Origin of the sequence: Rathayibacter sp. VKM Ac-2927, assembly GCF_022815525.1 — a bacterium.
In the GTDB taxonomy this organism is placed as follows: domain Bacteria; phylum Actinomycetota; class Actinomycetes; order Actinomycetales; family Microbacteriaceae; genus Rathayibacter; species Rathayibacter festucae.
In genome coordinates this window covers 589,797-613,958 of record NZ_JALGRT010000002.1, presented here as the reverse complement: position 1 = coordinate 613,958, position 24,162 = coordinate 589,797, and the positions used below count along the sequence as shown (strand labels likewise).

Sequence of the window (24,162 nt, the reverse complement as noted above, 5' to 3'; positions counted from 1 at the left end):
CGGAACAGCGCCCGCCCCGGAACAGCGCCCGCTCCGGGACGGCCTCCGCTCACCGGCAGCGCCCGCTCCTGAACAGCGCCCGCTCCTCAACAGAAAGAACAGCCATGCCTGAACCCACCGCCTCCGCTCCCACCGTCGTCGTCATCGGCGCCGGGGTGCTCGGCGTCTCCACCGCGGCTCAGCTCGCGCGGCGGGGCGCGGCGGTCACCCTCGTCACCGAGGCCGCCGTCTCCTCCGGCGCCAGCGGCCGCTCGCTCTCCTGGCTCAACTCGGCCGGATTCCGCAGCGCCGAGTACCACGCGCTGCGCGTCGCCGGGATCGACCGCTACCGCACCCATCTCGCCCGGACGCCCGGCGCCGCGCGCTACCTCCGCTTCGACGGCGGCCTCTGCTGGGCCAAGCCGGGAAGGTCCTACCTGGAGCGCGCCGAGCACGAGAAGGCGATCGGCTACGACTCCGAGTGGCTCTCGCCCGAGGAGATCGCGGCGTGGACCCCGGGCGTCGATCCGGCGGCCGTGCACAGCGAGGGAGCGATCTTTAACCCCGGCGAGGGCTGGGTCGATCTGCCGATGCTCACTGAGCACCTGCTCGCCGAGTTCCTCGCCTCGGGCGGGGTGCTGCGGGAGAACGCGGGGCCGAGCACTGTCGCCGTCGAGCGCGGCCGGGCTGTCGGAGCCGAGACCGCCGCGGGAGAGCGCCTGCCCGCCGACCACGTGGTCCTCGCCACCGGCCCGGCCGTCCCACGCGGGCTCGCCGAGTTCGGCATCGAGCTGCCCGAGCAGACCCCGATCTCGCTGCTCGTCATCACCAAGCCCGTCGACGTCCCGCTGCGCGCCGTGCTGAACACGCCCCGCGTCGCGGTCCGCCCCACCCCGCGCGGCACGCTCGTCCTCGATTCCGGCTGGTCGGAGCGCGAGGTCGTCGTCGCCGCGGACGGCACCTGGCAGGTCCGCGACGAGACGGTCGCGACGCTCCTCGAGGAGGCGTCCGCCGTCCTCGCGGGCAACCCGCGACTCGAGCTCGACTCCTTCGCCGCCGGCCCCAAGCCGATCCCGGGCGACGGAGAGCCGGTGCTCGGGCGGATCGACGAGGTGCCGGGGCTGCACGCGATCTTCACTCACAGCGGCGCGACGCTGGGACTGATCGTCGGCGAGCTGATCGCCCTCGAGGTGCTCACCGGGCAGCCGAGTCCGCTGCTCGAGCCGTTCCGGGCCGCGCGCTTCGGCGCCGTGCGCACGCCCGCGGTGCCGGCCTGATGCGCGCGCTCCCGCTCGCCGATCCGCGGATCGTGGCGGTCGGCGACAACGTCGTCGACTGCTACACCGCCGACGGCGTGATGTACCCCGGCGGCAACTGCGTGAACGTCTCGGTCTACGCCGCCCGCGAGGGAATCGCCACGACCTACATCGGCGCCGTGGCGGACGACGCCGCGGGCCGCCTCCTCCGCTCGTCGCTCGTCGCCGAGGGCGTCGACGTCTCCCGTCTGCGCACCGAGGAGGGCTGGACGGCGTACTGCCGCATCGGCCTCGTCGACGGCGACCGCGTGTTCCTGCACTCCGGCAAGGGCGTCTCGCTCTTCACCCCGTCCGAGGCCGATCTGGCGGCCGTGGCCGACGCCGACGCGCTCCACGTCGGCGTCTCGAGCTTCCTCGACGAGCACCTGTCGGCCTTCGCCGAGCGCACCCGGATCTCCTACGACTTCTCCTCCGACGTCGATCCCGCGGCCGTCGCGCCGGTCGCCCGGCACTGCTTCCTCGCGTCGTTCTCGGCCGGTGGCCGGAGCGACGAGGAGGTCGAGGGGCTCCTCGCTGCCGCACTCTCGGCGGGCGCCGTCTGGGTGCTGGTCACCCGCGGTGAGCGCGGCGCCCTGCTCTCCGACGGCACCGAGCGCGCGACCAGCACTCCGGTCGCGACCCGCGTCGTGGACACCCTCGGCGCCGGCGACACCTTCATCGCCCGCACTCTGATCGGCCTGCTGCGGGGTGAGCCGCTGGACGAGCTGATGGCGGCCGCCTCCGTCGCCGCCGCCTTCACCTGCACCGAGCACGGCGCCTTCGGCTACGGCGCGCCGATCGACATCACCGAGCACGCGGGCACGCCCGCTCCCTGACCAGACCCCTCGACAAGGAGAACTCCCATGACCGATGGCACCTACCTGGGCTCCGGCCCCGTCGCCCCCGTCCCCGACGACATCGCCCCCTCGATCGAGCACGCGCTGTCGCTCTGGCCGGCGATCGACCGCTTCGTCTCCACTCTTCCCGCCGTGGACCGCGTGCTGCTCGTCGGCGCAGGCGGCTCACTGATGGGCGTCCAGGCCGCGCAGTACCTCCTGGACTCGGCGGCCATCACGCCGGCGGCGTCCTACAACTCCGACGAGTTCTTCCACCGTGCGCCGGCGTCCGTCGGGCCGGGTGCCCTCGTGATCGTGCTGTCGGGCACCGGCGAGACACCCGAGACGGTGCGCGCCGGGGAGTGGGCGCAGCAGCGCGGCGCGGCCGTCGCCGGCGTGACGCTCAAGGCGGAGGGACCCCTGGCGGTGGCGCTCGACACCGCGTTCGTCGCCCGGACGGGGCAGGGCACGCAGGTCGTCCTGCAGCTCCTCGCGCTCGCCGTCCTCCGCCGCGACGGCGTCGACGTCGAGGAGCGTCTCGCCGCTCTGCGGGCACTCCCGGCAGCGATGGTCGCCGCCGTCGAGGCGTTCGAGCCGCGGGCGCGGACGATGGCGGAGGCGCTGAAGGACGTGCAGGTCACGTACCTGATCACCTCCGGCTCGCTCATGGGCCCGGGCCAGACCTTCACGACCTGCTACCTGCAGGAGATGCAGTGGATGCACGCCGCGACCATCAATGCGGACGAGTTCTTCCAGGGCCCGTTCGAGGTCTTCGACGCCGCGACGCAGAGCATCCTCTTCCTCGCCGAGGACGCGACGAGGCCGATGGGCGAGCGAGCGCAGACCTTCCTCGACCAGTACAGCGGAACGACCCACACCGTCGATTCGCGGTCGATCGAGCTGCCGGGCGTGGCCGCCGATCAGCGCGCCTTCGTCGCCCCGCTGGTGTTCTCGACGCTCGTGTCGCGCCTCGCCGCGCACTGGGCGGCGGCGCGCGGCTACGCCCTGGAGGGCCGCCGCTACATGTGGCAGTTCGCCTACTGAGCGGCGGGTCGGCACCGAGCCCACGTGCCGGAGGTGGTCGCGCGGGCTCGTGTTCTCACCTCCGGCTCGTGTTCTCACCTCCGGCTCGTCGTCCGGGCCGGTTCCCGCGAGCCCGAGCCGGTCCCTCGTGCCGGAGGAGCGCTCCGGATCAGCCGGCGGACGCGGCGGCGTCCGGCGTGTTCATAGCGCCGTCCGGCGCGCCACCCTCCGCCGCGTCCCCGCTCGCCCGCCGCGGCCGCAGCTCGCTCACCAGCGTCCCCGCCACGATCAGCGCGGCCCCTACCAGCGCGAGCGCCGGCAGCCGGTCGCCCGCGAGCCGCCCGATCACCCCGCCCCAGACCGGCTCGGCGGAGTAGATGATCGTCGCGCGGGTCGGCGAGACGGAGCGCTGGGCCCAGTTCATCGTCAGCTGGATGAGGCAGCTGCTGGCGCCCAGGGCGAGCGCGGCGATCAGCCAGACCCAGGAGAACGCGGGGATCGCCTCTCCCGCGAAGGGCATGCCGGCGAACGAGAGGCCTCCCGCCACCAGGAGCTGCACGACCGTCACCCGCCCCAGGTCGACCCGGCCGGCGAACGCGCTGATCAGGATGATCTCGGCGGCGATCGGAAGGGTGCTGATCAGTGTCGCCAGCTCGCCCGGGCCCAGCCCCACTCCGGTCTGCGGCCCCGCGATCAGCAGCAGTCCGGCGAACGCCAGACCGACGCCGACCAGCGTGAAGACGCCGGGCCGCTTCCGCAGCACGACCCACTGCAGCAGCGGCACCAGCGGCACGTACAGCGCGGTGAGGAAGGCGGAGGTGCTGCTCGGGATCGTCTGCAGTCCGTAGGTCTGCAGCCCGTAGCCGAGGACGATCATCACCCCGATCGCCGCCCCCGCCCCGAGGTCGATCCGCCGCATCCCGCGCAGCGACCGGTGGAAGACCACCGCGCTGATCACTCCCGCCGCCAGGAACCGCACCCCGACGAAGAAGAGCGGACCGCTGTGCTGCATCGCCACGTGCACCGCCAGGAAGGTGCCGCCCCAGAGCGCCGTGATGCCGATCAGCGCCCACTCGGGTCGCGAGAACCGGACGGCCGAGAGAGGGGAGGTGCGCAGCATTCTGCACACTATAGAGTGCAGAACGATGCGCACGCCAGAGCCCTCCGCCGTCCTCGCTCACGTCGGCAGCAACCTCCGCCGGGCGCGGCTGGAGGCCGGGCTGAGTCAGGCGGCGCTCGCCGAGCTCTCCGGCATCAGCCGGCGCACGATCGTCAACGTCGAGGCGGGCGAGGCGAACATCAGCCTCACCGGCGTCGACCGCCTCGCAAGCGCGCTCGGCTCCAGCTTCACCGCCCTCGTCTCCGCTCCCGGCTCCGTTCCCGCCGCGATCGACGAGGTGGCCTGGCGCGGCGACGACGCGGCGAGCGTCGCCGTCCTGCTCGCGTCCGTCCCGGCCCGCGCCGAGGCGCAGCTCTGGACCTGGACCCTCGGCCCCGGCGACCGCTACCGGGCGCAACCCGACCCCGACGGCTGGCACGAGATCCTCCTCGTCACCGCGGGCGCGCTCCTGCTCGAGCGCGAGGGCGAGCCGGACGTCCGGCTCGCCCTCGGCCAGCACATCGCCTTCTCGACCGCCCGGCACTACGCCTACGCGAACGCCTCCGACGGCGAGGCGACCGTCTTCATCCGCATCGTCGTGAGCTGATCCGGCGCTCGGAGCGGCCCCGGCCGGGCCTCGTCCGACGTCCCTGATCGACGCCGTTCTGCACGTCCCGTGCCAGCGCGATCGTTCTCTGACGGGAAGCCCCGGCTTTCGCGCCTGGACGAGAACAATGACCTCTTCACGGTCCGCGAGCGGTGACCCGGTGACCCGGGCCCTTCCGCCACTGCTCGCGGCGACGGAAGGGATCACGATGGAACTCTGGAAGACGATGACGATCGGTGCGGCTGCGGCGGTGCTCGTGGGTGTGACGGCGGTGTCGCCGGCGATGGCGGCGCCGGTCGGGAACGCTGACGCCGCGGCCGTCGCCGCCGCGGCGTCTCTCGCGTCCGGGAACGCCGACGCGACGGCCGTCGCCGCCGCCGCTGCCTCGATCGCACAGGAGATCTCCTCCCCCGGAGCGCGGACGGCGCAGCCCCTCTCCGTGCCCGGCTACGAGCTCGTCCAGACCGAGGACAGGACGGTCTCCTACCGAATCGTCGAGGGATCCGAGACTCCCGCGCCCGCGCGGGACCTCACCTTCTCGAACAACGACGGCGCACCGCTCGCCGCCTCCCTCGAGATCCGCTACCAGGCGGGCTCGGGCGAGTTCGTCGAAGAGGTCTCTCCTCTCGTGCAGCCCGGAGGCCCGTCCTGGAGGGCCGTGATTCCGGGTGATGCGCGGGACGTCGACATCCAGGTGCACGCCGCGTCCGGCGCTATCGTCGCCGAGAGGAGCTAACCCGGTGAGATGCCCGCAGGGGATCCTCACGTCTACTGGGAGCGGTCGAGCTACTTCCGCCTCCCCGGCTACACCTTCGCGTGGTCCGGTAGCGCCTGAGGAGGGCCGCGCCGCGCCGGGTCACCGCGCGGCGCGGTCCTCCGGCGGCGCCGTCCAGGAGCCGTCCGGGCGGATGGCCCCCGCGATGGTCGCCGCGATCGCCTGCAGCTCCCGGCGCTGCCGTGCACTGAGCGGATCGAGGACGACGGCGCGGACCAGGGTCTCGTGGCCGGGCGCCGCCTGCTCCTGCTGGGCGGCACCGGTAGCGGTCAGTGTCGCGAGGGTCGTGCGCCCGTCCCCGGGATCGGGTCGCCGCTCCACCCAGCCGCGCGCCTCCAGCCGCGAGACCGCGCGCGACAGCCGCGACAGCGAGCTGTTCGCGAAGCCCGCCAGTGCGCTCATCCGCAGGGTCCGCTCCGGCGCGGTCGCGAGGGCGTAGAGGACGCCGTACTCGAAGTGACTCAGGCCGGAGTCGCGCAGCAGCTGCGCGTCGAGCGTCGCCGGGAGCCACTCGAGCACGGTCGCGAGCGCGCTCCAGGCGGCGAGGTCGTCGCCGCTCAGCGGGGCGGGATCAGGGCCGGTCACCTCATCAGCGTACCGCCGACTCACTTGACCAGGAAAGTGAACCGGCTACAGTTTCCCAGGCAAGCAATCGCCTGCGGCAGACGAGGGAGACGACCGGGATGGATCTGGAACTGACAGGGAAGCGCGCGTTCGTGAGCGGTTCGACGCAGGGCATCGGCCGCGCCATCGCTCTTGCGCTGCTGCGGGAGGGCGTCGAGGTCGTCGTGAACGGCCGCACCGACGCCGGTGTCCGAGCGGCGGTCGAGGGTCTCGACGCGCAGGTCCCCGGCGCCGTCGTCTCCGGCCTCGCCGCCGACTTCGCCGATGCGGAGTCCGTGGACCGCCTTCTGAAGCGCCTCGGCCGGGTGGACGTCCTGGTCAACAACGTCGGGCTCTTCGAGGTCGCGCCCTTCGCGGCGATCACCGACGAGCAGTGGCTGCGCTACTTCACGGTCAACGTGATGAGCGGCGTCCGCCTGTCCCGGCACGTCCTCGACCCGATGCTCGAGGCGGGCTGGGGCCGCATCGTCTTCGTCAGCAGCGAGTCCGGCGTGAACGTGCCGGGCGACATGACGCACTACGGAGTGACCAAGGCGGGGATGCTCGCCTTCGGCAACGGCCTGGCCAAGCTGACCCGCGGCACCGGAGTCACGGTCAACTCGGTCCTCGGCGGCCCGACCTGGTCCGACGGCGTCGCGGGCAGCGTCGAGGGCGTCGCCGCCGCCCAGGGCGTGCCGGTGGACGCCCTCCGGGCCGCGATCATCGGCGGCAACACGACCTCGCTCGTCGAGCGCTTCCTCGAGCCGGACGAGATCGCCTCGCTCGTGACCTACCTGGCCAGCCCGCGCGCCTCCGCCACCAACGGCGCAGCCCTGCGTGCGGACGGCGGCGTGCTCACCGGCCTGCTCTAGGCCTCTCGGGGTCCGGTCGGTGCGGAGCCGTCGGCGGGCTTCGTCCGTCGTCGTCGCGCCGACCTCGGCGGCGCCGCCCGCAGGTGCTCGCCGACCCGCCCGAGGATGCGCGCGAGCTCGCCGGCGTCGGCGTCGGTGAGGGGGGCGAACAGCAGCCCGTGCACGGTCTCGATATGCCCGGGGAACACGGCCCGGAGGACCTCCCGCCCCGCGGCGGTCAGCGCGACGACGGTGCTGCGCTCGTCGTCCGGCGACGGCGAGCGGGTGACGAGCCCTCGCTGCTCGAGCAGCTGCGCCTGGTAGGTGAGGCCGCTGCGGCTGTGCACGACGCCGTCGGCGAGGTCGGTCATCCGCTGCCGGCCGTCCGGAGCGTCGCCCAAGCGCGCCAGCAGCTGGAACTGGAGGTAGCTCAGATCGCCCGCCTCGCGCAGCTGCTGCTCGACCGCCGGCCGCAGCAGGCTGCCGACCTCGGTGAAGGCCAGGTAGGCCGAGAGCTGGGTCGGGGTGAGGGCGTCCGTCATGTTCTCGATCCTACTATTGCTTCGAATTCAAAGCAGTGTTACCGTCTCCCCAGTGCTTCGAATTGGAAGCAATGAGGTGAGGGAGACGATCATGCAGGCAGTGCGATTCCACGAGGTGGGCGGGCCCGAGGTCCTCGTCCAGGAGGAGATCCCGGTCCCGGCTCCCGGCACCGGGCAGGTGCGGCTCCGCGTGGCGGCGTCGGCCTTCAACGCGGCCGACGCCGGCATGCGGGCCGGCTTCCTGCCGATCCCGGTCGAGCTCCCGCACGTCCCCGGGTACGACGTGTCGGGCACCGTCGACGCGGTCGGCGACGGGGTCGAGGGAGTCGCGGTCGGCGATGCGGTCCTCGCGTTCCTGCCGATGGAGCGCGACGGCGGCGCCGCCGAGTTCGTGCTGGCGCCGGCCGAGGCCGTGGTCGCCGCTCCGACGAGCCTCCCGCTCGCCGACGCGGCTGCGCTGCCCTCGGTGGCGCTCACCGCCTGGCAGGCGCTGTTCGACGACGGCCGGCTCGTCGCCGGTCAGCGGGTCCTCATCATCGGCGCGGGCGGAGTGGTCGGGAAGTACGCCGTGCAGCTCGCGAAGCGCGCCGGCGTGCACGTGATCGCGACGGCGAGTCCGCGCAGCATCGACGCCGTCCGGTCGGCGGGCGCCGACGAGATCATCGATCACACGGCGACCGACGTCCTCGCGGCTCTCGGCGAGCAGGTGGACGTGCTGCTCAACCTGGCTCCGCTCGAGCGGGAGCGGTTCGCCGCCTCGGTCGCCGCGGTGCGCGACGGCGGGGCCGTCGTCAGCACGACGGCATTCCTGACCACGCCCGGCGACGACAGCCGCGGCGTCCGAGCGGCGACGGTGTTCGTGCTCCCGGACCGCGAGCGCCTCGCGCAGCTCGTCGCCCTCGTCGATGCGGGGGAGCTGACCGTGGAGGTCACCCGCCGGGTACCGCTGGCCGAGCTGCCGGCGATCCACGCCGAGTCGGCCGGGGGCCGCATCACCGGCAAGGTGATCGTCCTCGCGTGAGTCCGCGCCCGACGAGCCGAAGCGCAGTCGAGGGCCGGAAGGAGGCAGGAGGAGGCGGGAATGGAGAACCGCCTCCCCCTGCCCGTCGTGTCGTGGTCGTCGTCCCTGAACCCTGCGGTCAGGGGAGCGCCACGTCAGCTGGGGAACAGCCAGCTGAACATCAGCAGGAAGAAGGCCACGTCGGCTCCTCTCATCGGGTCGGGCGGGACGGGTCGCCGGGACGGCGGGGGTCTGCCTCTCGGTGGCGAGGAGCGGCCCGCTCGCGCGGGAGCGGCTCGTCCCCGCCGTCGACTCGCTAGAGCGAGCCGAAGAAGGCGATGACGATGGCGACGAGGGCGTTGAGCGACACGGCTGTCTCCTGTCGCGGTGTCGGACGGACGGATCGGTCACGGGGACCGGCGCCCACTGTCACCGATGCTCGGCCGCGGGTTCAACTCGATGGCGCTCGTCGTCCTGGGCGGCGGAATCGCTCCTTGTCGAGAGGCCGCCGACGGCAGGCTCCGTGCCATCCGCCTCAGTCCGCGACAGCGATGACGTCCTTCACCGCTCACTCCACGAGGATCGGACGACCCTCCCTCGTCACGGCCGAGGGGAGACCGCCGTCCTCCTCGGTCGGCCGAGAGTCCGAGCGAAAGGAACACGATGAAGCTCATCCGCACCACGACCATCGGCGTGATCGCCGCAGTACTCCTCGGCCTCGCGTCCGCGCCCCCGGCGACAGCAGCGGACGACACGGGCGGGACGGCGACGGACTCGACCCTCTGCACCACGAACCACTCCGTCTACAAGGCGGATACCACCGTCAAGGCCCACCTGGACGGTACTGACGTCGTGATCGACGTGTCGGCCGGGCTCTTCCGGACGCGCACCCGGATCGTCGTCCTGGTGAACGACGAGTACATCGGCGAGACCTACTGCGGCACCGCCTATTACGCGCACCGCTGGTCCGCGGGCGATCGGATCTTCATGAGGATGGGGCCCGCGAAGCCCGGCGACGAGGTGCGGGTCGCGGTGATCGGAGGCCGTCCGGGCGAGCCGATCGGCTCCCGCTTCGGCCAGTACAGCCTGCTGGAGGAGCGGCTGAGCACGCCCGGGTCGGAGCGCTGACGGTCGACGATCCCGGGACTCCTCCGTGGTGCTCCGGTCCGTGGTGCTCCAGTCCGTGGTGCTCCGGTCCGCGGTGGCGGGATCCACGGTGGTGAGATCCACGTGCCCCGTCGTGGTCGCGGTCACCCCTGAGTGTCCGGGTGGCCGCGGCCGATGCGGCGGGACTAGTCGAAGATCGAGATGAGATAGGCGATCAACGCGAAGATCATGACGGCTCCCTTCCTCGGACCTGATCGGGCGCCCGGTGGTGGGTGACCGTGGTTCCACCGTGGACCTCGATCGCCCGACTCTCCACTGATCGGCGGAGACCGATGACCTGGCGGGAACCGGTCAGTCGCCGACGGGGTCAGAGCAGTCGCGAGCGCGAGAACAGCGCGTGCAGCAGCGGCAGCACCGACACCGCCATCAGCACCGTGCCGAACACCGTGTCATCGGCGCGGACAACCGCGCCCGCGATGAGCAGCCCGGCGAAGAGCACCGCCGAGACGACCCGCCGGACCGTCCCCTCGAGCCGGTTCAGCCGGCGTTCGACCGTCGGCACGGTGACCGCGAGGGTCCCGTCCTCGAGGGTCGTCGCGAGCTCGTCCAGGCGCCGTGGCAACCGCACCAGGAGCCCGAGGGTGTCGAGCGCCTGCCGGCCGACGTCCTGCGCGACGTTGCCGCGCTCCTCGCGGATCAGCTGCTGCGCGTAGGGCTCGACCGAGTCCCAGAGGTTGAACGACGGATCGAGCGCGCTGCAGACTCCGGACGTCAGAGACATGGCCCGGATGATGAGCAGGAAGTTCTCGGGCAGCTGGAACGGCAGCGAGCGCACCACGTCGCCGAACTGGATCGCGAAGTCGCGGAACTCGCGCGGGTCGACTTCGCGCAGCTCCGCGAAGCCCATGCCGCCGAAGCGCGCGAACAGCTGCGTCATCGCCCGCTCGAGCTCGCGGGAGTCGGCGGAGGGGAGCAGCACGCCGACGTTGCGCGCCGCATCGACGAGGCCCTTGCCGTCGCGCGAGGCGGCGGCGATCAGCATCGCCCGCAGGCCCGCTCGCGTCGACGACGGCACCTCGCCCATCATCCCGAAGTCGATGAAGGTCAGCCGCCAGGGCAGATCGCCGCCGGGGGTCAGGGTGACGAAGACGTTGCCCGGGTGCGGGTCGGCGTGGAACCAGCCGCTGGTGAAGAGCTGGTCGAACATGACCGCGGCGAACACCGGGGCGACGTCGCGCGGGTCGATGCCGGCGGCCGCCAGGCCCTCCGCGTCGGTGATCTTGATCGCGGTGACGTCCTGCAGCGTCAGCACCTTGCGGGTCGAGCGCTCCCAGATCACGTCCGGGACGCCGACGCGGGGGTCGCCGGCGAAGTCGGCGGCGAAGCGCACCGAGTTGGCCGCCTCGCGCAGGTAGTCGATCTCCTCGAGGCTCGTGACGGCGAACTCCTCGACGAGCGCGGGCGCGTCGACGCGGTCGGAGACGAGCCGCACGTGGGTCAGCCAGCCGCCGATGCGCCGGAGCGCCGCGAGGTCGACCTCGACGATCTCATCGATGCCGGGGCGCTGGACCTTGACGATGGCGTTCTCGTGCCCGGAGTCGGCGGCGTCCACCGGCGACAGCCGCGCGCGGTGCGCCTGCCCGAGCGAGGCCGCGGCCACCGGTGTCTCGTCGACGTCTGCGTAGGCGCGCGCGAGCGTCATGCCCAGCTCGGCCTCGGCGAGGGCCCGGATCCGCGGGAAGGGGACTGGCGGCACCTCGTCCTGGAGGCCCTCCAGCTCCCGGGTGATCTCGGGCGGGAGGACGTCCAGGCGCGACGACATGAACTGGCCCACCTTGATCATCAGACCGCCGAGATCGACGGCCAGGACGTGGAAGCTGCGCGCGAAGCGCCGCATCCGCTGCGGGCGGGTGCGCAACGCGATCGCCGTCAGCCCGATGCGGGGCAGCAGCAGATCGAAGAACCAGGTCACCGCGAGGTGCCAGGAGGCGAACCGCAGGATGCGGCGGTAGCGACGCTGGTCGCTGCGGGCTCGGCGGCCCGGGTCCGTGGGACCCGGGCGGACCGGCGCCACCCGGGTCAGTCCTGCGCGAGGATCGCGTACAGGCGCCGGCGCACGTCCTCGAGTTCGGTGACGGCCTGCCGGATCTGCGCCGGGGTGCCCGAGCGGCCGACCTGCGCGGCGGCCTGAGCGAGTGCGACGCCGGCCTTCGGCAGCGCGCCGAAGTCGACCTGGTCGGACTCGGACCACGGGGCATCGGTGCCGGACGCGGCGACCTGCGCGCGGCCGGAGTCGGTGAGGCTGTAGGTCTTGCGGCCGTTCGACTCGTCAGCGGCGATCAGGCCCTCGTCGGCGAGCAGCTGGAGGGTCGGGTAGACGGAGCCGGGGCTCGGCTTCCAGCTGCCGCCGCTGCGCTCCTCGATCTCGTGGATGATCTGGTAGCCGTGCATCGGCTGCTCGGCGAGGAGCGCGAGGACGGCGGCGCGGACGTCGCCGCGGCCGACCCGGCTGCCTGTCCGCTTCTCGAAGCCGGCGCGGGCCTGCTCCATCGCCTGCCAGATGCCGTCGATGGGGTTGCCGGCGCCGAACGCGCCGGTCGAGGACTGGTATTTCATGATGACCTCCGAGTGTCTTCCGAGTGTGCCGTTCCGAACGACCGTGTCGCTCCGAACGATACTCAGCGATATGTGCGGCGACTGTGAGCGACTGCCGGATGAGGCGTGCATCCCGGTCGCTCCTGACGCCCGCAGCAGGCGCGGTCGACCGCACAGGTGTCTCGCGCCACGGCCGAGCGACCGCGAGTCTCGCCGGATGAGAATGTCTCGTCGCGACCAGCCGCGGGCGTCCCGAAGCGCTCCGCTCCTTCGTCTCTGGTCGCCTTCATCGAAGGGATACCCATGAGGAACACGCGCGCTGCCGCGGCCTGTCTCGCCGCGACCACCCTGTTCGGCCTGCTGGCGGCGACGCCGGCGCAGGCCGAGCCGACCCCGACTCCGACGACCATCGCGCCCACGCCGACGGCCGTTCCGCGTCAGCCGGCCCCGACTCCGACGACCATCGCGCCCACGCCGACGGCCGAGCCCGCTCCGGGAGCGGCGCCGTCCGCGCAGCCGACGCCGGTGATCGCGACGCTCTCGGACGAGGGGGTGCTGGTGTCGCTGTCCGACGACCTGTACCGGTCGGAGAAGCGGATCGTGGTGATCGTCGAGGGGAAGCCCGTCGCTCAGATCCAGAGCAAGCAGACGCGCGGTGTGACGAGGGTGGTCCCTGATGTCGTCGATGGTCGGACGGTCCTGCACATCCCCGGGGTGAAGCCCGGCGATCGCATGGCGGTCACGGAGTACGTGGGGTCGCTGGACGACGGGTTCGACGACACGCTCCGCCGGACGAGGCTCTTCGCGGGGCAGCTCAGCGATGCCGCTCCCGCGTCGACCGAGGCCGCTCCCGGAGCGGTGCCGATCGCGCAGCAGCCGTTCGTGATCGCGACGCTCTCGGACGAGGGGGTGCTGGTGTCGGTGTCCGATGACCTCTACCGCACGGACAAGCGGTTCGTGGTGATCGTCGAGGGGAAGCCCGTCGCTCAGATCCAGAACAAGCGGACTCGCGGTGTGGTGAGGGTGGTCCCCGATGTCGTCGATGGTCGGACGGTCCTCTACATCCCCGGGGTGAAGCCGGGCGATCGCATGGCGGTCACGGAGTACGCGGGGTCGCTGGACGACGGGTTCGATGACACCCTCCGCCGGACGAGGCTGTACACGGCGCAGCTCGGCGATGCGGCTCCGACGGGCGGGCAGCCGGCTCCGGTCTCGACCGCGGCACCGACTCCCGGTCCTGTCGCGGGGCCCGGTACTGCGAAGGATGCTCCGGTGGTGACGGTGTCGTACGAGGACCGCCGAGCGGTCTTCTCCTTGGCGGAGGACGTCGCTACCAGTACGGCGCGGGTGTTGATCTCGGTGAACGGCGTGAAGATCGGATCGGTCTGGAACGACGAGCTCACCGGTCTCTCGGGCGCCTACTACTCGGGGCACCGGCTGTACTTCGCGGCTGATGCGCATCCGGGTGACCAGGTGAAGGTCACTCTGGAGGGTGGCAACGGGTCCGGTGTCGATGAAGACGCTCCGGAGCGTGTCCTGTTCGAGGGGACGCTGTAGCCGGCGCTGCTCTCTCTCGAGAAGTGGTTCTGTACGCAGAAGTTGCGGTAGTCGAGTGCGACTACCGCAACTTCTGCGTGGTGATGGGGGCGGGATCGGCGCGGGCCGCGCTGGAGCGGAGCGCGGCGCGGCGCTCGCGGGTCGGGACAGGCATCCCGCACTGCGCGACAGGGGGAGAAGGGGTGCGGTGCGCCTCGAACACAATGGCTCCTCGTGACCGGCCGGGGCCGCTCCAGAAGGCGCCGCTTCGTCGTCGCCGGTCGCAGTGAGAGAGGAATTCCATGAGAAGCACGCGCACCCTGGCGGCCTGCGTCGCCGCGACCGCACTGGTCGGGCTGCTGTCGGCGACGCCCGCGACGGCGGCACCGGCCGACCCGGCCGGGGTCGGGGCCTCCCGGTCCGCGGCCGCGCCGGCCGTGCCCGCTCCTGCGCCGAGCTCGGCTGTGACGGCGTCCCTCGTGAACGGTCACGTGATCGTGAGCCTCCCCGGCGAGATCTCCTCGTCGGACACGTGGCTCATGGTCCGCGCCGGGGAGAGGGTCCTCGGTCAGATCCAGAACGGCGTCGTCCTCGGCGGGACGTCGTACTACGCGTTGGACGGCCGGATGAAGATCGAGTTCGGTGCCGCGCAGGCGGGTGAGCGGCTGGAGGTCTTCCAGCTCGAGGGATCGCTGGGCGATGACGTCGACGACGCCCACTGGATCAAGAAGCTGGCCGACTTCCGAGCGTCGGACGCTCCGGTCGAGTCGGGACTGACGGCGTCGTTCGTGGACGGCTTCGCGGTGGTGAGCGTGCCCACCGCCGTCATCGCGGCGGAGAGGAGGCTCGTGTTCCGGGCCGACGGGGTGGAGGTCGGTCAGAGCTACGGCGGGAAGACGTTCATCGGCGGCGGCCAGGACGGGCGGACCGCGTTCCTCGGCAGCAAGCGGATCGACGGCGACCGGACGAGGATCCAGCTCCTCGGTGTGAAGCCCGGCAGCCGGGTGGAGGTCTCGGAGTACGAGGGAGCCGGGTTCGACTTCGGGGTGGAGGACGTCAAGCGGATCGCGAAGCTGTTCGACCAGCAGGTGGGCGAGAAGCCGGGCATGGCGGTGTCCCTGGTGAACGGGAACGCCGTGCTGTCCGTGCCCGATGAGGTCCTCCGGACGAACAAGCGGCTGGTGGTCTCCACCGGCGGAAGGGACCTCGGTGAGATCCAGGGCGACGCGGCGTACGGGCCCGTGAAGGTGTGGCGCGAGGGTGACGCCAAGCTGTTCGAGTTCAGCACGGTGTCGCCCGGTCAGCACCTGGAGGTCTGGGAGTACGAGGGCACGTGGTACGACTCGCGCGATCCGGCCCACCGCAAGGAGAAGCTGCTCGACCAGGTTCTGACGGCCACGCCGCCTGCGCCTCCCGCGCCCGCCCCGGTGGAGCCGACGTTCGTGAAGGCGTCGATCTCGGACGGTCGTGCTCTGGTCACCCTGCCGGACGCGATCGTCGAGTCGGATCGGCGCTTCGTGGTCGTGGTCGGCGGGAAGCCCGTCGCCGAGATCCGGGAGAACGATGCCCGCGGCGTCGCCGGTGTCTCGAAGTCGACCGAGGACGCGGAGACGACCTTCCTCATCGATGGTGTGGATCCCGGCGATCGGCTGGAGGTCTGGGAGTACGAGGGCGTGCTGGGCTTCGGCTTCGACGACGCGCTTCGGAAGGCGAAGGTGTTCGACCAGCAGCTCTAGGCCACCCGGCTCACAACGCAGAAGTTGCGGTAGTCGCGTGCGACTACCGCAACTTCTGCGTTGTGGCGGGGTCAGCGCGGGGTGCGCAGGAGTGCGGTGCGGCGCTCGCGGTCCTCGAGGGCGGCGCGCTCGTGGCGGAGGGCGGCGACCTCCGCGTGGGTGGGCGGGAGGCGGCGCTCCCGGGTGCTCCACGCCACGAGGGCGATGCCCGCGCGGAGCGCGAGGCGGTCGAGCAGGCGGGCGAGTCGGGGTCGGGGGAGGCGGGCGACGAGTGTCGCTGCGGTGTTCACGATGGTGTCCTTCGTGCGGGGCCCGGTCGGTGCCGGGCGGCTGGCGCGCGGGCGCGCCGGAGAGCGCCTGGTGGGCGCGGCGAGGAGCGCGCTCGGAGCGCGCGGAGCGGCCGCCGGAGGGGCGGCGCGCAGGACCCGGTATCGGGTCGGGGACGGGACGACGGTCCGTGCGGCGGTGCCGCGGGACCGGGAGCTTCTTCTGCGCCGTCACCGTCTGAGCGATGACGAGCGGGAGGCTCGACCGGTCAGTCGGAGAGGGCGCCGAAGAAGCCGGCGGTGGTGAAGTGCGGCGCGTTCGTCATGGTCGGCTCCTTTCGTGGTGGCGTTCGTCGACCGTAGCGGGCTGCGGGTGTACCTGGCAAGAGGCTGAGTGCGGGTCGGCCCCTTCTGCTGATCGAGTAGGCCGCGGAGCGGGCGTATCGAGATCCTCCGTGCTGACCGCGTGGGTCTCGATACGCCGCCTGCGGCGGCTACTCGACCAGCAAGAGAGGGCCTGCAGCGCCGAAGGTGTCAGTCCATGCATGCTGATCGAGTAGGCCGCACTGCGGCCGTATCGAGATCCACCACCGTCAGAAGACAGGTCCGCAGACCCGCTCTGCTGGCGACGGCGGATCTCGATACGCCGCGTTCCGCGGCTACTCGACCAGCATGCTTCCCGGGTCAGGCGCGGGGGCGGGGCTGCAGGCGCTCGAGCTGGGTGACGTGGGCGGGGGTGAGCTCCTCGAGGGAGTGGGCGCCGAGGAGCTTCATGGTGCGGACGATCTGGTCGGAGAGGATCGCGATCGTGCGATCGACGCCCTGGCGGCCGCCGGCCATGAGGCCGTAGAGGTAGGCGCGGCCGATGAGGGTGAACTTCGCTCCCAGGGCGATGGAGGAGACGATGTCGGCGCCGTTCATGATGCCGGTGTCGACCATGACCTCGGTGTCGGTGCCGACCTCGCGGACGACCTTGGGGAGGAGGTGGAAGGGGATGGGGGCGCGGTCGAGCTGGCGGCCGCCGTGGTTGGAGAGGACGATGCCGTCGACACCGAAGTCGGCGAACTTGTGGGCGTCCTCGACGCTCTGCACGCCCTTGATGACGAGCTTGCCGGGCCACATCTCGCGGATCACCTTGAGGTCCTCGAAGCTGATGGTGGGGTCCATGGCGAGGTCGAGCAGGTCGCCGACGGTGCCGCCGGTCGCGCTGAGGGACGCGAACTCGAGCTTCTGCGTGGTGAGGAAGTCGAACCACCACCACGGGCGGGGGAGGGCGTCGAGGACGGTGCCGACGGTGAGCTGCGGCGGGATGGAGAAGCCGTTGCGCTTGTCGCGCAGGCGGGCGCCGGCGACGGGGGTGTCCACGGTGAAGAACAGGGTCTCGTAGCCGGCGGCGGCGGCGCGCTCGACGAGGCCGTAGGAGATCTCGCGGTCGCGCATGACGTAGAGCTGGAACCAGTTCCGGCCGTGCGGGTTGGCCTTCTTCACGTTCTCGATCGAGGTGGTGCCGAGCGTGGAGAGGGTGAACGGGATGCCCGCGGCGGCGGCCGCTCCGGCTCCGGCGGTCTCGCCCTCGGTCTGCATCAGGCGGGTGAAGCCGGTCGGCGCGATCCCGAACGGCATGGCGGAGGGCGCGCCGAGGACGGTCGCGGTGGTGTCGACGGCGGCGACGTCGCGGAGCACCTGCGGGTGGAACTCGACGTCCTCGAACGCCTGGCGGGCGCGGGCGATCGAGATCTCGCCCTCCGCGGAGCCGTCGGTGTAGTCGAACGCGGCCTTCGGGGTGCGGCGCTTCGCGATCGAGCGGAGGTCCTCGATGGTGAGAGCGGCGTCGAGGCGGCGCTTGCGGCCGTCGAGCTCGGGCTTCTTGAAGCTGAGGTACTCGAGCAGCTCGACGGGCTTCGGGAATTGGCGCTGGACCATGCTGGTCAGCCTTTCTCGGGGGAGGAGGGACGGGGTTCGTAGCGCGTCGGCGGGAACGCCCGGCGCACGAGGGCGCGCAGCGACTCGAGCGAGCCGGAGACGAGACCCTGCGCGCGGGCCTGGACGATGATGTTCCCGATCGCCGTGGCCTCGCTGGGACCGGCCTCGACCGGGAGCCCGGTGCGGTCGGCGGTCAGCTGGCAGAGCAGCTCGTTCTGCGAGCCGCCGCCGACGACGTGGATCGTGCGGACGTGCTTGCCGCTCAGCCGGACGGCATCGGCGAGGGTGCTCGCGTAGGCCTCGGCGAGCGACTCCAGGATCGAGCGGACGAACTCGGGGCGGGTGCGCGGCTGCGCGAGACCGCGCTCGACGCACCACTCGACGATCCGGCCGGGCATGTTGCCGGGGGCGAGGAAGCGCTCGTCCGCGGGGTCGAAGGTCGTGATCGGTCCGCGGATCGCCGCGGCCTGGCGCAGCAGCTCGGCGAGGTCGATCTGCTCGCCGGTGCTGCGCTCCCAGGTGCGGATCGACTCCGAGAGCAGCCACAGCCCGGAGACGTTCTTCAGGAATCGGACTCGCCCGTCGACGCCGCCCTCGTTGGTGAAGTTGGCGGCCCGACCCTCCAGCGAGACCACCGGCTCCTCGAGTTCGACGCCGACGAGCGACCAGGTGCCACTGGAGATGTACGCGAAGTCCTCGTCAGCGGCCGGCACGGCGACGACGGCCGAGGCCGTGTCGTGCGAGCCGACGGCGACGACGCCGAGCCCGGCCGGGGCGCCGAGCTCGGCGGCGACGGCGGGCAGGAGCGAGCCGAGCCGGGAGCCCGGCTCGATCAGGGGCGCGAGGATCCCGAGCGGCAGATCGAGGCGCGTGAGGAGCTCGTGGTCCCACGCGCGGGTGTGCGGGTCGAGCAGACCCGTGGTGGAGGCGTTGGTGATCTCGGTCGCGGCCACGCCGGTCAGCCAGTAGCCGATCAGGTCCGGGACGAGCAGCGCCTGGTCGGCGAGGGCGAGCACGTCGCGCTCGGCGGCGAGCTGGAACAGCGTGTTGAACGGCAGGTGCTGCAGTCCGTTGCGCGCGTAGAGCTCCTCGGCGCCGATCCGTGCGTGCACGTCGGCGACGCCGCGCGCGGTCCGCTCGTCGCGGTAGTGGTACGGCGCGCCGAGCATCCGGCCCCGGCGGAGCAGGGCGTAGTCGACGGCCCAGGAGTCGACGCCGATCGAGACGACCTCGGGCTCGTCGCGGAGCGCGTTGGTCAGCCCGGTCGTCAGCGAGCGGTGCAGCTCGAGGATGTTCCAGTGCAGCGCGGACTCGGCGCCCTCCTGGACGCGGACCGGCTGGTTCGGGAAGCGCGCGACGTGCCGCATCCGCAGCTCGTCGTGGCCGACGTAGCCGAGGATGACGCGCCCGCTGGTGGCGCCGAGGTCGACCGCCGCGACGGCCTTCATCGGAGGGTCCCTTCGATGGACGCCTTCGGCGGGATGCGACCCATTGAGGGTCGCCGTCGGGCTCCACGGTCTTCCGGGCCGAGGGCTGCCGCCTTTCGGGCGATGCTGCGGCGTTCCCGCGATGACGATGTCATCGCAGGAAGGCCGCAGCCACGCCCGCGTCAACGGGAACGTGCAGCCCCGTCGTGTGCGAGAAGTCGGAAGTGCAGAGCGCGAACACCGCGTTGGCGACGTTCTCCGGGACGACCTCGCGCTTGAGGATGGTGCGCTTGGCGTAGAACGCGCCCAGGTCCTCCTCGTCGATGCCGTAGGTCTTGGCGCGGTTCGCGCCCCAGCCGGAGGCGAAGATGCCGGAGCCGCGGACGACGCCGTCGGGGTTGATGCCGTTGACCTTGATGCCGTGCTCGCCGAGCTCGGCGGCCAGCAGGCGCACCTGGTGGGCCTGGTCGGCCTTGGTCGCGGAGTAGGCGATGTTGTTCGGGCCGGCGAAGACCGAGTTCTTCGAGGAGATGTAGACGATGTCGCCGCCGAGCTTCTGGTCGACGAGCACGCGGGCCGCGGCCTGCGAGACGAGGAACGAGCCCTTCGCCATCACGTCGTGCTGGAGGTCCCAGTCGGCCTCGGTGGTGTCGAAGAGCGACTTCGAGAGCGAGAGGCCGGCGTTGTTGACCACCAGGTCCAGACCGCCGAAGGCGAGCACGGTGGCGTCGATCGCGGCCTTCACGGCGGCGGCGTCGGAGACGTTCGCCGCCACTCCCACCGCGACGTCGGTCGAGCCGAGCTCGGCCGCCGCGGCCTGCGCCTTGGCGAGATCGAGGTCGGCGACGACGACGCAGGCGCCCTCGGCGGCGAGGCGGGTGGCGATGGCCTTGCCGATGCCGGAGGCGGCGCCGGTGACCAGCGCGATGCGGGAGGCCAGGGGCTTGGGCTTCGGCATCCGCTGCAGCTTCGCCTCCTCGAGCGCCCAGTACTCGATGCGGAACTTCTCGGCCTCGTCGATCGGCGCGTAGGTCGAGATGGCCTCGGCGCCGCGCATCACGTTGATCGCGTTGACGTAGAACTCGCCGGCGACGCGGGCGGTCTGCTTGTTCGCGCCGTAGGAGAACATGCCCACGCCGGGCACGAGCACGATCAGCGGGTCGGCGCCGCGGATCGCGGGGCTCTCGGGCGTGGCGTGTGCGTCGTAGTAGGCCTGGTAGTCGGCGCGGTAGGCCTCGTGCAGCGCGGGGAGGCGCTCGACGATCTCCTCGACGGTGGCCGTGGCCGGCAGGTCGACGAGCAGCGGCTTCACCTTGGTGCGGAGGAAGTGGTCGGGGCAGGAGGTGCCGAGCGCGGCCAGGCGCGGGTGCTCGGTGCTCGCGAGGAAGTCGAGGACCTCGGCGGAGTCGGTGAAGTGGCCGACCTGGGGGCGGTCGTGCGAGGCGATCGAGCGCAGGTGGGCGGCGAGGGCGGCGGCCTTGGCGCGGCGCTCCTCCTCGGGGAGGGCGGCGTAGCCGTCGAGGGCGGGGCCGAAGGGCTCGGGGCGGCCGTGCTCGGCGATGTACGCGCTCGCGGTCTCGATGATGCGGAGCGAGTTCGCCTCCGCCTCCTCGCTGGTGTCGCCCCAGGCGGTGATGCCGTGGCCGCCGAGGATCGCGCCGATGACCTCGCGGTTCGCCTCCTTGATCGCGGCGATGTCGAGGCCGAGCTGGAAGCCGGGGCGGCGCCACGGGACCCAGGCGACGGTGCCGCCGAAGGCCTCCGCGGTGAGGCGCTCGCCGTCGGCGGCGGTCGCGAAGGCGATGCCGGAGTCGGGGTGCAGGTGGTCGACGTGCGCGGCGTCGACGAGGCCGTGCATCGCGGTGTCGATCGAGGGGGCGGCGCCGCCCTTGCCGTGCAGCGTGTAGTCGAACGCGGCGACCATCTCGTCCTCGCGGTCGACGCCGGGGTAGACGTTCACGAGCGCGCGGAGGCGGTCCATGCGGAGGACCGCGAGGCCCGACTCCTTCAGCGTGCCGAGATCGCCGCCGGAGCCCTTGACCCAGAGCAGCTCGACGGGCTCGCCGGTGACCGGATCGGTCTCGACGCCCTTCGCGGAGGTGTTGCCGCCCGCGTAGTTCGTGTTGCGCGGGTCGGCCCCGAGGCGGTTCGAGCGGGCGATGAGCTCTGCGGCGGTCGAGGCTGCCATGACTTCTCCGTCTGATTGAACGAGTGTGTTAACTATCACAGAAGCTAACAGGCCGACTCGTTCCGGTCAATGCTCGTCAGCGCACGTCGGCGAGGCCGCGGAACGGGTCGAGTCGCTCGTCCGCGGGGTCGAGCTCGGTCACGAGCACCGCGATCGCGTCCCAGTCGAGCGCGCGGGCGAGGGCCGTGCGCTCGAGCTTGGACGAGTCGACCAGCAGCACCGTCTCGGCCGAGGCGGCGACGAGCACGCGCTTCACCTGCGCCTCCTCGAGCGTCACCTCGCTCGTGCCCGCGCGGGTGACGGCCGAGGCGGAGGTGAAGAAGCGGTCGTAGTGCAGCTCGGCCGCGCCGGCGCAGGCGAGCGGGCCGACGAAGCTGTCGGTCTCGGCCTGGAGCTCGCCGCCGATCAGGACGACCCGGGCGCGGGTGGCGCGGGCCGAGGCGTGGTTCTCCAGTGAGTTGGTCGCGATCAGCAGCCGCGGCGACTCCGGGGCGGCGGCGAGCAGGGTTCCGGCCGTCGAGGAGGCGTCGACCGCGATCGCGCCGGAGTCGGGCAGCAGCGCGACGGCTTTGCGCGCGATCTCGCGCTTGGCGGCGGCGCCCGCGGCCAGGCGCTCGGCGAAGGGGCGGGGGCGGAGCGCGGCGACCGCGCCGCCGCGGACCCGGCTGAGCCGGCCCTCCGCCTCGAGGTCGGCCAGATCGCGGCGCACGGTCATCGTCGACACGTCGAGCTCGGCCGCCGCGTCGTCGAGGCGGATCGCGCCGTCGCGCTCGAGCAGCTCGATCAGGCGCGCGCGCCGCTCCGCGGAGTCCACCGTGGCCATGCCGCTCCCGTTCCGCCGGCGCGTGGGCGCCCGCGCGATCGAGAGTAACGGTGGGCGCGCGGGCGGGGCGCCGGTCCGGCGGGCCTCAGCTCTCGCCGTCGCGGTCGCGCCGCACCTGGGCGGACGGGTCGCGACCGGTCACCGGGAATGGCCCCGTCACTCCGTCGCGCAGCTCCGCGATCCGCAGGATGCGGCCGCGCTGCAGGAACCAGCCCGCCACCAGCAGCGGGACGATGATCACCAGCGAGGCGATGGTGAGCGTGCCGACCGGGAAGTCGATCGCCATCAGCACCAGCACCACGGCCAGGAAGACGAGGGTCAGCCAGGAGGTGACCGGAGCGCCGGGGAGCTTGAAGGACGGCTCCTTCGCGAGGCCCTTCTTCGCCCACTGCCGCAGCCGCATCTGGCAGAGGATGATCGTGCCCCACGCCGTGATGATGCCCAGGCTCGCGATGTTCAACGCGATCTCGAACGCCTGGCTCGGCACGAAGTAGTTGAGCACCACGCCCGCCACCGTGAAGGTCGCGGTGAGCAGGATGCCCGCGTAGGGGACGCCGCCCTTCGACATCCGCGTCGTCCACTTCGGGGCGGAGCCGTTCATGCCCATCGAGTGCAGCGCGCGACCGGTGGAGTAGAGGCCGGCGTTGAGGGAGGAGAGGGCCGCGGTGAGCACCACGAAGTTCATGATCGAGCCCGCGATGGTGCCGACCTCGGGCCCGCCGATCGAGGAGAAGAAGGTGACGAAGGGGCTCTCGCCCTCCTTGTAGGCGGTGTAGGGGAGCAGCAGCGAGAGCAGGACGATCGAGCCGACGTAGAAGATCGCGATCCGGAAGATCACCGAGTTGATCGCGCGCGGGATGACCTTCTCGGTGTCCTGCGTCTCGCCGGAGGCGGTGCCGACCAGCTCGATCGCGGCGTAGGCGAAGACGACGCCCTGCATCACCAGGACCGCGGGTAGCAGGCCGTTGGGGAGGATGCCGCCGTTGTCCGAGAGGATCGAGACGCCGGTCTGCACGGTCTCGCCGCCGGCCTGCACCGGGAAGGCGAAGACGAGCCAGATCAGCGCGACGACGAGGAAGGCGACCAGCGCCGTCACCTTGATCAGCGCGAACCAGAACTCGAGCTCGCCGAAGACCTTGACCGCGACCATGTTCGCGGCGAGGACGACGAGCAGCGCGATGAGGGCGAGGAGCCACTGCGGCGCCGCGGTGAAGGCCGACCAGTACTTGAGGTAGACGGCGACGGCGGTGGTGTCGACGATCGAGGTCATCGCCCAGTTGAGGAAGTACATCCAGCCGGCCGCGTAGGCGAACTTCTCGCCGTAGAACTCGCGGGCGTAGGAGATGAACGACCCCGACGACGGGCGGTGCAGGACCAGCTCGCCGAGGGCGCGGAGGATGAAGAAGGCGAAGACGCCGGCGACGAGGTAGGCGATCGCGAGGGCCGGGCCGGCGGAGTTGAGGCGGCCGCCGGCGCCGAGGAAGAGCCCGGTTCCGATCGCTCCGCCGATCGCGATCATCTGGAGCTGGCGGGGCTTCAGACCGTGCTGGTAGCCCTCCTGCTCGTGCGAGAAGTCCTTGGCGGGCGCCTGCTCCGCACCGATGTCGTCCTGCGCTGTCATGGCGTCACGGTACTCCCGCGCGGGGGCGGTTCCGGCCGCCGAGCGCGGGGAGGGGGCGGGTATGCGCTTGCACGGCGGCTGAGCGGGCCCGCGGGGGCGCATCGAGACCCGAACTCGCAGGCACGTGCGTTCCGCGGAGACGGCTCCTGGTGATGGGAAGCCGTGCTGATCGAGTAGCCCGCGGAGCGGGCGCATCGAGATCCACCAGGGCCAGAAGGACGAGTCTGCAGATCCGCCCTGCTGATGACGGCGGGTCTCGATACGCCCCTTCGGGGCTACTCGACCACCATGACGGGGCGCAGCCGCGTCCTTTCGCTCACCACCGAGACG

The 24,162-nt window shown here is 71.9% G+C and carries 21 protein-coding genes; 10 read left to right on the top strand and 11 right to left on the bottom strand.

Features of this window, described 5'->3' with window-relative positions; translation table 11 throughout:
* Positions 1-104: 104 nt before the first annotated feature.
* From MT353_RS08055 to MT353_RS08045, 3 genes are read left to right on the top strand one after another with little or no spacing between them, the layout of a single operon-like run.
* A complete protein-coding gene (locus MT353_RS08055) occupies positions 105-1,256 on the top strand; it encodes an FAD-binding oxidoreductase (protein ID WP_243624064.1) in 1,152 nt (383 codons plus the stop codon).
* Positions 1,256-2,110, top strand: coding sequence for a PfkB family carbohydrate kinase (locus tag MT353_RS08050; protein ID WP_243624063.1), 855 nt, complete (start codon positions 1,256-1,258; stop codon positions 2,108-2,110). Before MT353_RS08055 ends, MT353_RS08050 begins: the two co-directional genes overlap by 1 nt.
* 27 nt (positions 2,111-2,137) lie before the next feature.
* Positions 2,138-3,154: an SIS domain-containing protein gene (locus tag MT353_RS08045; RefSeq protein ID WP_243624062.1), complete on the top strand. Its 1,017-nt coding sequence runs from the start codon at positions 2,138-2,140 to the stop codon at positions 3,152-3,154.
* 148 nt (positions 3,155-3,302) lie between these two features.
* Here MT353_RS08045 and MT353_RS08040 read toward each other — a convergent pair whose 3' ends face one another.
* Positions 3,303-4,253, bottom strand: coding sequence for a DMT family transporter (locus MT353_RS08040; RefSeq protein WP_243624061.1), 951 nt, complete (start codon positions 4,251-4,253; stop codon positions 3,303-3,305).
* A gap of 25 nt (positions 4,254-4,278) precedes the next feature.
* Between MT353_RS08040 and MT353_RS08035 the strand changes: the two genes are divergently transcribed.
* Together MT353_RS08035 and MT353_RS08030 are read left to right on the top strand one after the other, a co-directional pair.
* Positions 4,279-4,839 carry an XRE family transcriptional regulator gene (locus tag MT353_RS08035; protein WP_243600626.1) on the top strand — a complete coding sequence of 187 codons (561 nt, stop codon included), beginning with the start codon at positions 4,279-4,281 and terminating at the stop codon, positions 4,837-4,839.
* Positions 4,840-5,047: 208 nt separating this feature from the next.
* On the top strand, positions 5,048-5,575 hold the full coding sequence (locus MT353_RS08030) for a hypothetical protein (protein ID WP_243624060.1): 528 nt from the start codon (positions 5,048-5,050) through the stop codon (positions 5,573-5,575).
* 120 nt (positions 5,576-5,695) lie between these two features.
* Here the strand turns inward: MT353_RS08030 and MT353_RS08025 are convergent, their stop codons facing one another.
* The gene (locus tag MT353_RS08025) at positions 5,696-6,199 is read right to left on the bottom strand and encodes a MarR family winged helix-turn-helix transcriptional regulator (RefSeq protein WP_243600624.1); all 504 of its coding nucleotides are present in this window, start codon (positions 6,197-6,199) and stop codon (positions 5,696-5,698) included.
* A 98-nt stretch (positions 6,200-6,297) separates the two neighbouring features.
* Here MT353_RS08025 and MT353_RS08020 point away from each other — a divergent pair, with 98 nt between their 5' ends.
* Positions 6,298-7,089 carry an SDR family NAD(P)-dependent oxidoreductase gene (locus MT353_RS08020; RefSeq protein ID WP_243624059.1) on the top strand — a complete coding sequence of 264 codons (792 nt, stop codon included), beginning with the start codon at positions 6,298-6,300 and terminating at the stop codon, positions 7,087-7,089.
* On the opposite strand, the gene MT353_RS08015 is transcribed toward MT353_RS08020, so the two are convergent.
* A complete protein-coding gene (locus MT353_RS08015) occupies positions 7,086-7,610 on the bottom strand; it encodes a MarR family winged helix-turn-helix transcriptional regulator (RefSeq protein WP_243616131.1) in 525 nt (174 codons plus the stop codon). The genes MT353_RS08020 and MT353_RS08015 overlap by 4 nt on opposite strands.
* Positions 7,611-7,701: 91 nt before the next feature.
* On the opposite strand from MT353_RS08015, the gene MT353_RS08010 reads away from it, so the two are divergent.
* Together MT353_RS08010 and MT353_RS08005 are read left to right on the top strand one after the other, a co-directional pair.
* Entirely contained in the window at positions 7,702-8,631 is a 930-nt protein-coding gene (locus MT353_RS08010) for an NADP-dependent oxidoreductase (protein ID WP_243624058.1), read from the top strand.
* A gap of 642 nt (positions 8,632-9,273) precedes the next feature.
* Positions 9,274-9,738, top strand: coding sequence for a hypothetical protein (locus MT353_RS08005; RefSeq protein WP_243624057.1), 465 nt, complete (start codon positions 9,274-9,276; stop codon positions 9,736-9,738).
* 346 nt (positions 9,739-10,084) lie between these two features.
* Here the strand turns inward: MT353_RS08005 and MT353_RS08000 are convergent, their stop codons facing one another.
* The gene (locus tag MT353_RS08000) at positions 10,085-11,791 is read right to left on the bottom strand and encodes an AarF/ABC1/UbiB kinase family protein (protein WP_243624056.1); all 1,707 of its coding nucleotides are present in this window, start codon (positions 11,789-11,791) and stop codon (positions 10,085-10,087) included.
* A 5-nt stretch (positions 11,792-11,796) separates the two neighbouring features.
* The gene (locus tag MT353_RS07995; protein WP_243600618.1) at positions 11,797-12,333 is read right to left on the bottom strand and encodes a PadR family transcriptional regulator; all 537 of its coding nucleotides are present in this window, start codon (positions 12,331-12,333) and stop codon (positions 11,797-11,799) included.
* Positions 12,334-12,615: 282 nt separating this feature from the next.
* Here MT353_RS07995 and MT353_RS07990 point away from each other — a divergent pair, with 282 nt between their 5' ends.
* Complete coding sequence (locus MT353_RS07990) at positions 12,616-13,869, top strand: hypothetical protein (RefSeq protein WP_243624055.1); 1,254 nt, start codon at positions 12,616-12,618, stop codon at positions 13,867-13,869.
* A gap of 281 nt (positions 13,870-14,150) precedes the next feature.
* Positions 14,151-15,584 carry a hypothetical protein gene (locus MT353_RS07985; protein ID WP_243624054.1) on the top strand — a complete coding sequence of 478 codons (1,434 nt, stop codon included), beginning with the start codon at positions 14,151-14,153 and terminating at the stop codon, positions 15,582-15,584.
* 71 nt (positions 15,585-15,655) lie between these two features.
* Here MT353_RS07985 and MT353_RS07980 read toward each other — a convergent pair whose 3' ends face one another.
* The 6 genes from MT353_RS07980 to MT353_RS07955 all read right to left on the bottom strand — a co-directional run bounded on the left by MT353_RS07980 (position 15,656) and on the right by MT353_RS07955 (position 23,832).
* On the bottom strand, positions 15,656-15,874 hold the full coding sequence (locus MT353_RS07980) for a hypothetical protein (RefSeq protein WP_243600615.1): 219 nt from the start codon (positions 15,872-15,874) through the stop codon (positions 15,656-15,658).
* Between the two features lie 660 nt (positions 15,875-16,534).
* Positions 16,535-17,773, bottom strand: a complete 1,239-nt coding sequence (locus tag MT353_RS07975; RefSeq protein ID WP_243624053.1) for an alpha-hydroxy acid oxidase — start codon at positions 17,771-17,773, stop codon at positions 16,535-16,537.
* A gap of 5 nt (positions 17,774-17,778) precedes the next feature.
* On the bottom strand, positions 17,779-19,221 hold the full coding sequence (locus tag MT353_RS07970) for a rhamnulokinase family protein (RefSeq protein WP_243624052.1): 1,443 nt from the start codon (positions 19,219-19,221) through the stop codon (positions 17,779-17,781).
* A 130-nt stretch (positions 19,222-19,351) separates the two neighbouring features.
* Positions 19,352-21,388, bottom strand: a complete 2,037-nt coding sequence (locus MT353_RS07965; RefSeq protein WP_243624051.1) for a bifunctional aldolase/short-chain dehydrogenase — start codon at positions 21,386-21,388, stop codon at positions 19,352-19,354.
* A gap of 76 nt (positions 21,389-21,464) precedes the next feature.
* Positions 21,465-22,211 (bottom strand): DeoR/GlpR family DNA-binding transcription regulator, encoded by a 747-nt coding sequence (locus MT353_RS07960; protein WP_243598067.1) that lies wholly within the window; start codon positions 22,209-22,211, stop codon positions 21,465-21,467.
* Between the two features lie 85 nt (positions 22,212-22,296).
* Positions 22,297-23,832, bottom strand: coding sequence for an amino acid permease (locus MT353_RS07955; RefSeq protein ID WP_243616124.1), 1,536 nt, complete (start codon positions 23,830-23,832; stop codon positions 22,297-22,299).
* Positions 23,833-24,162 lie beyond the last annotated feature (330 nt).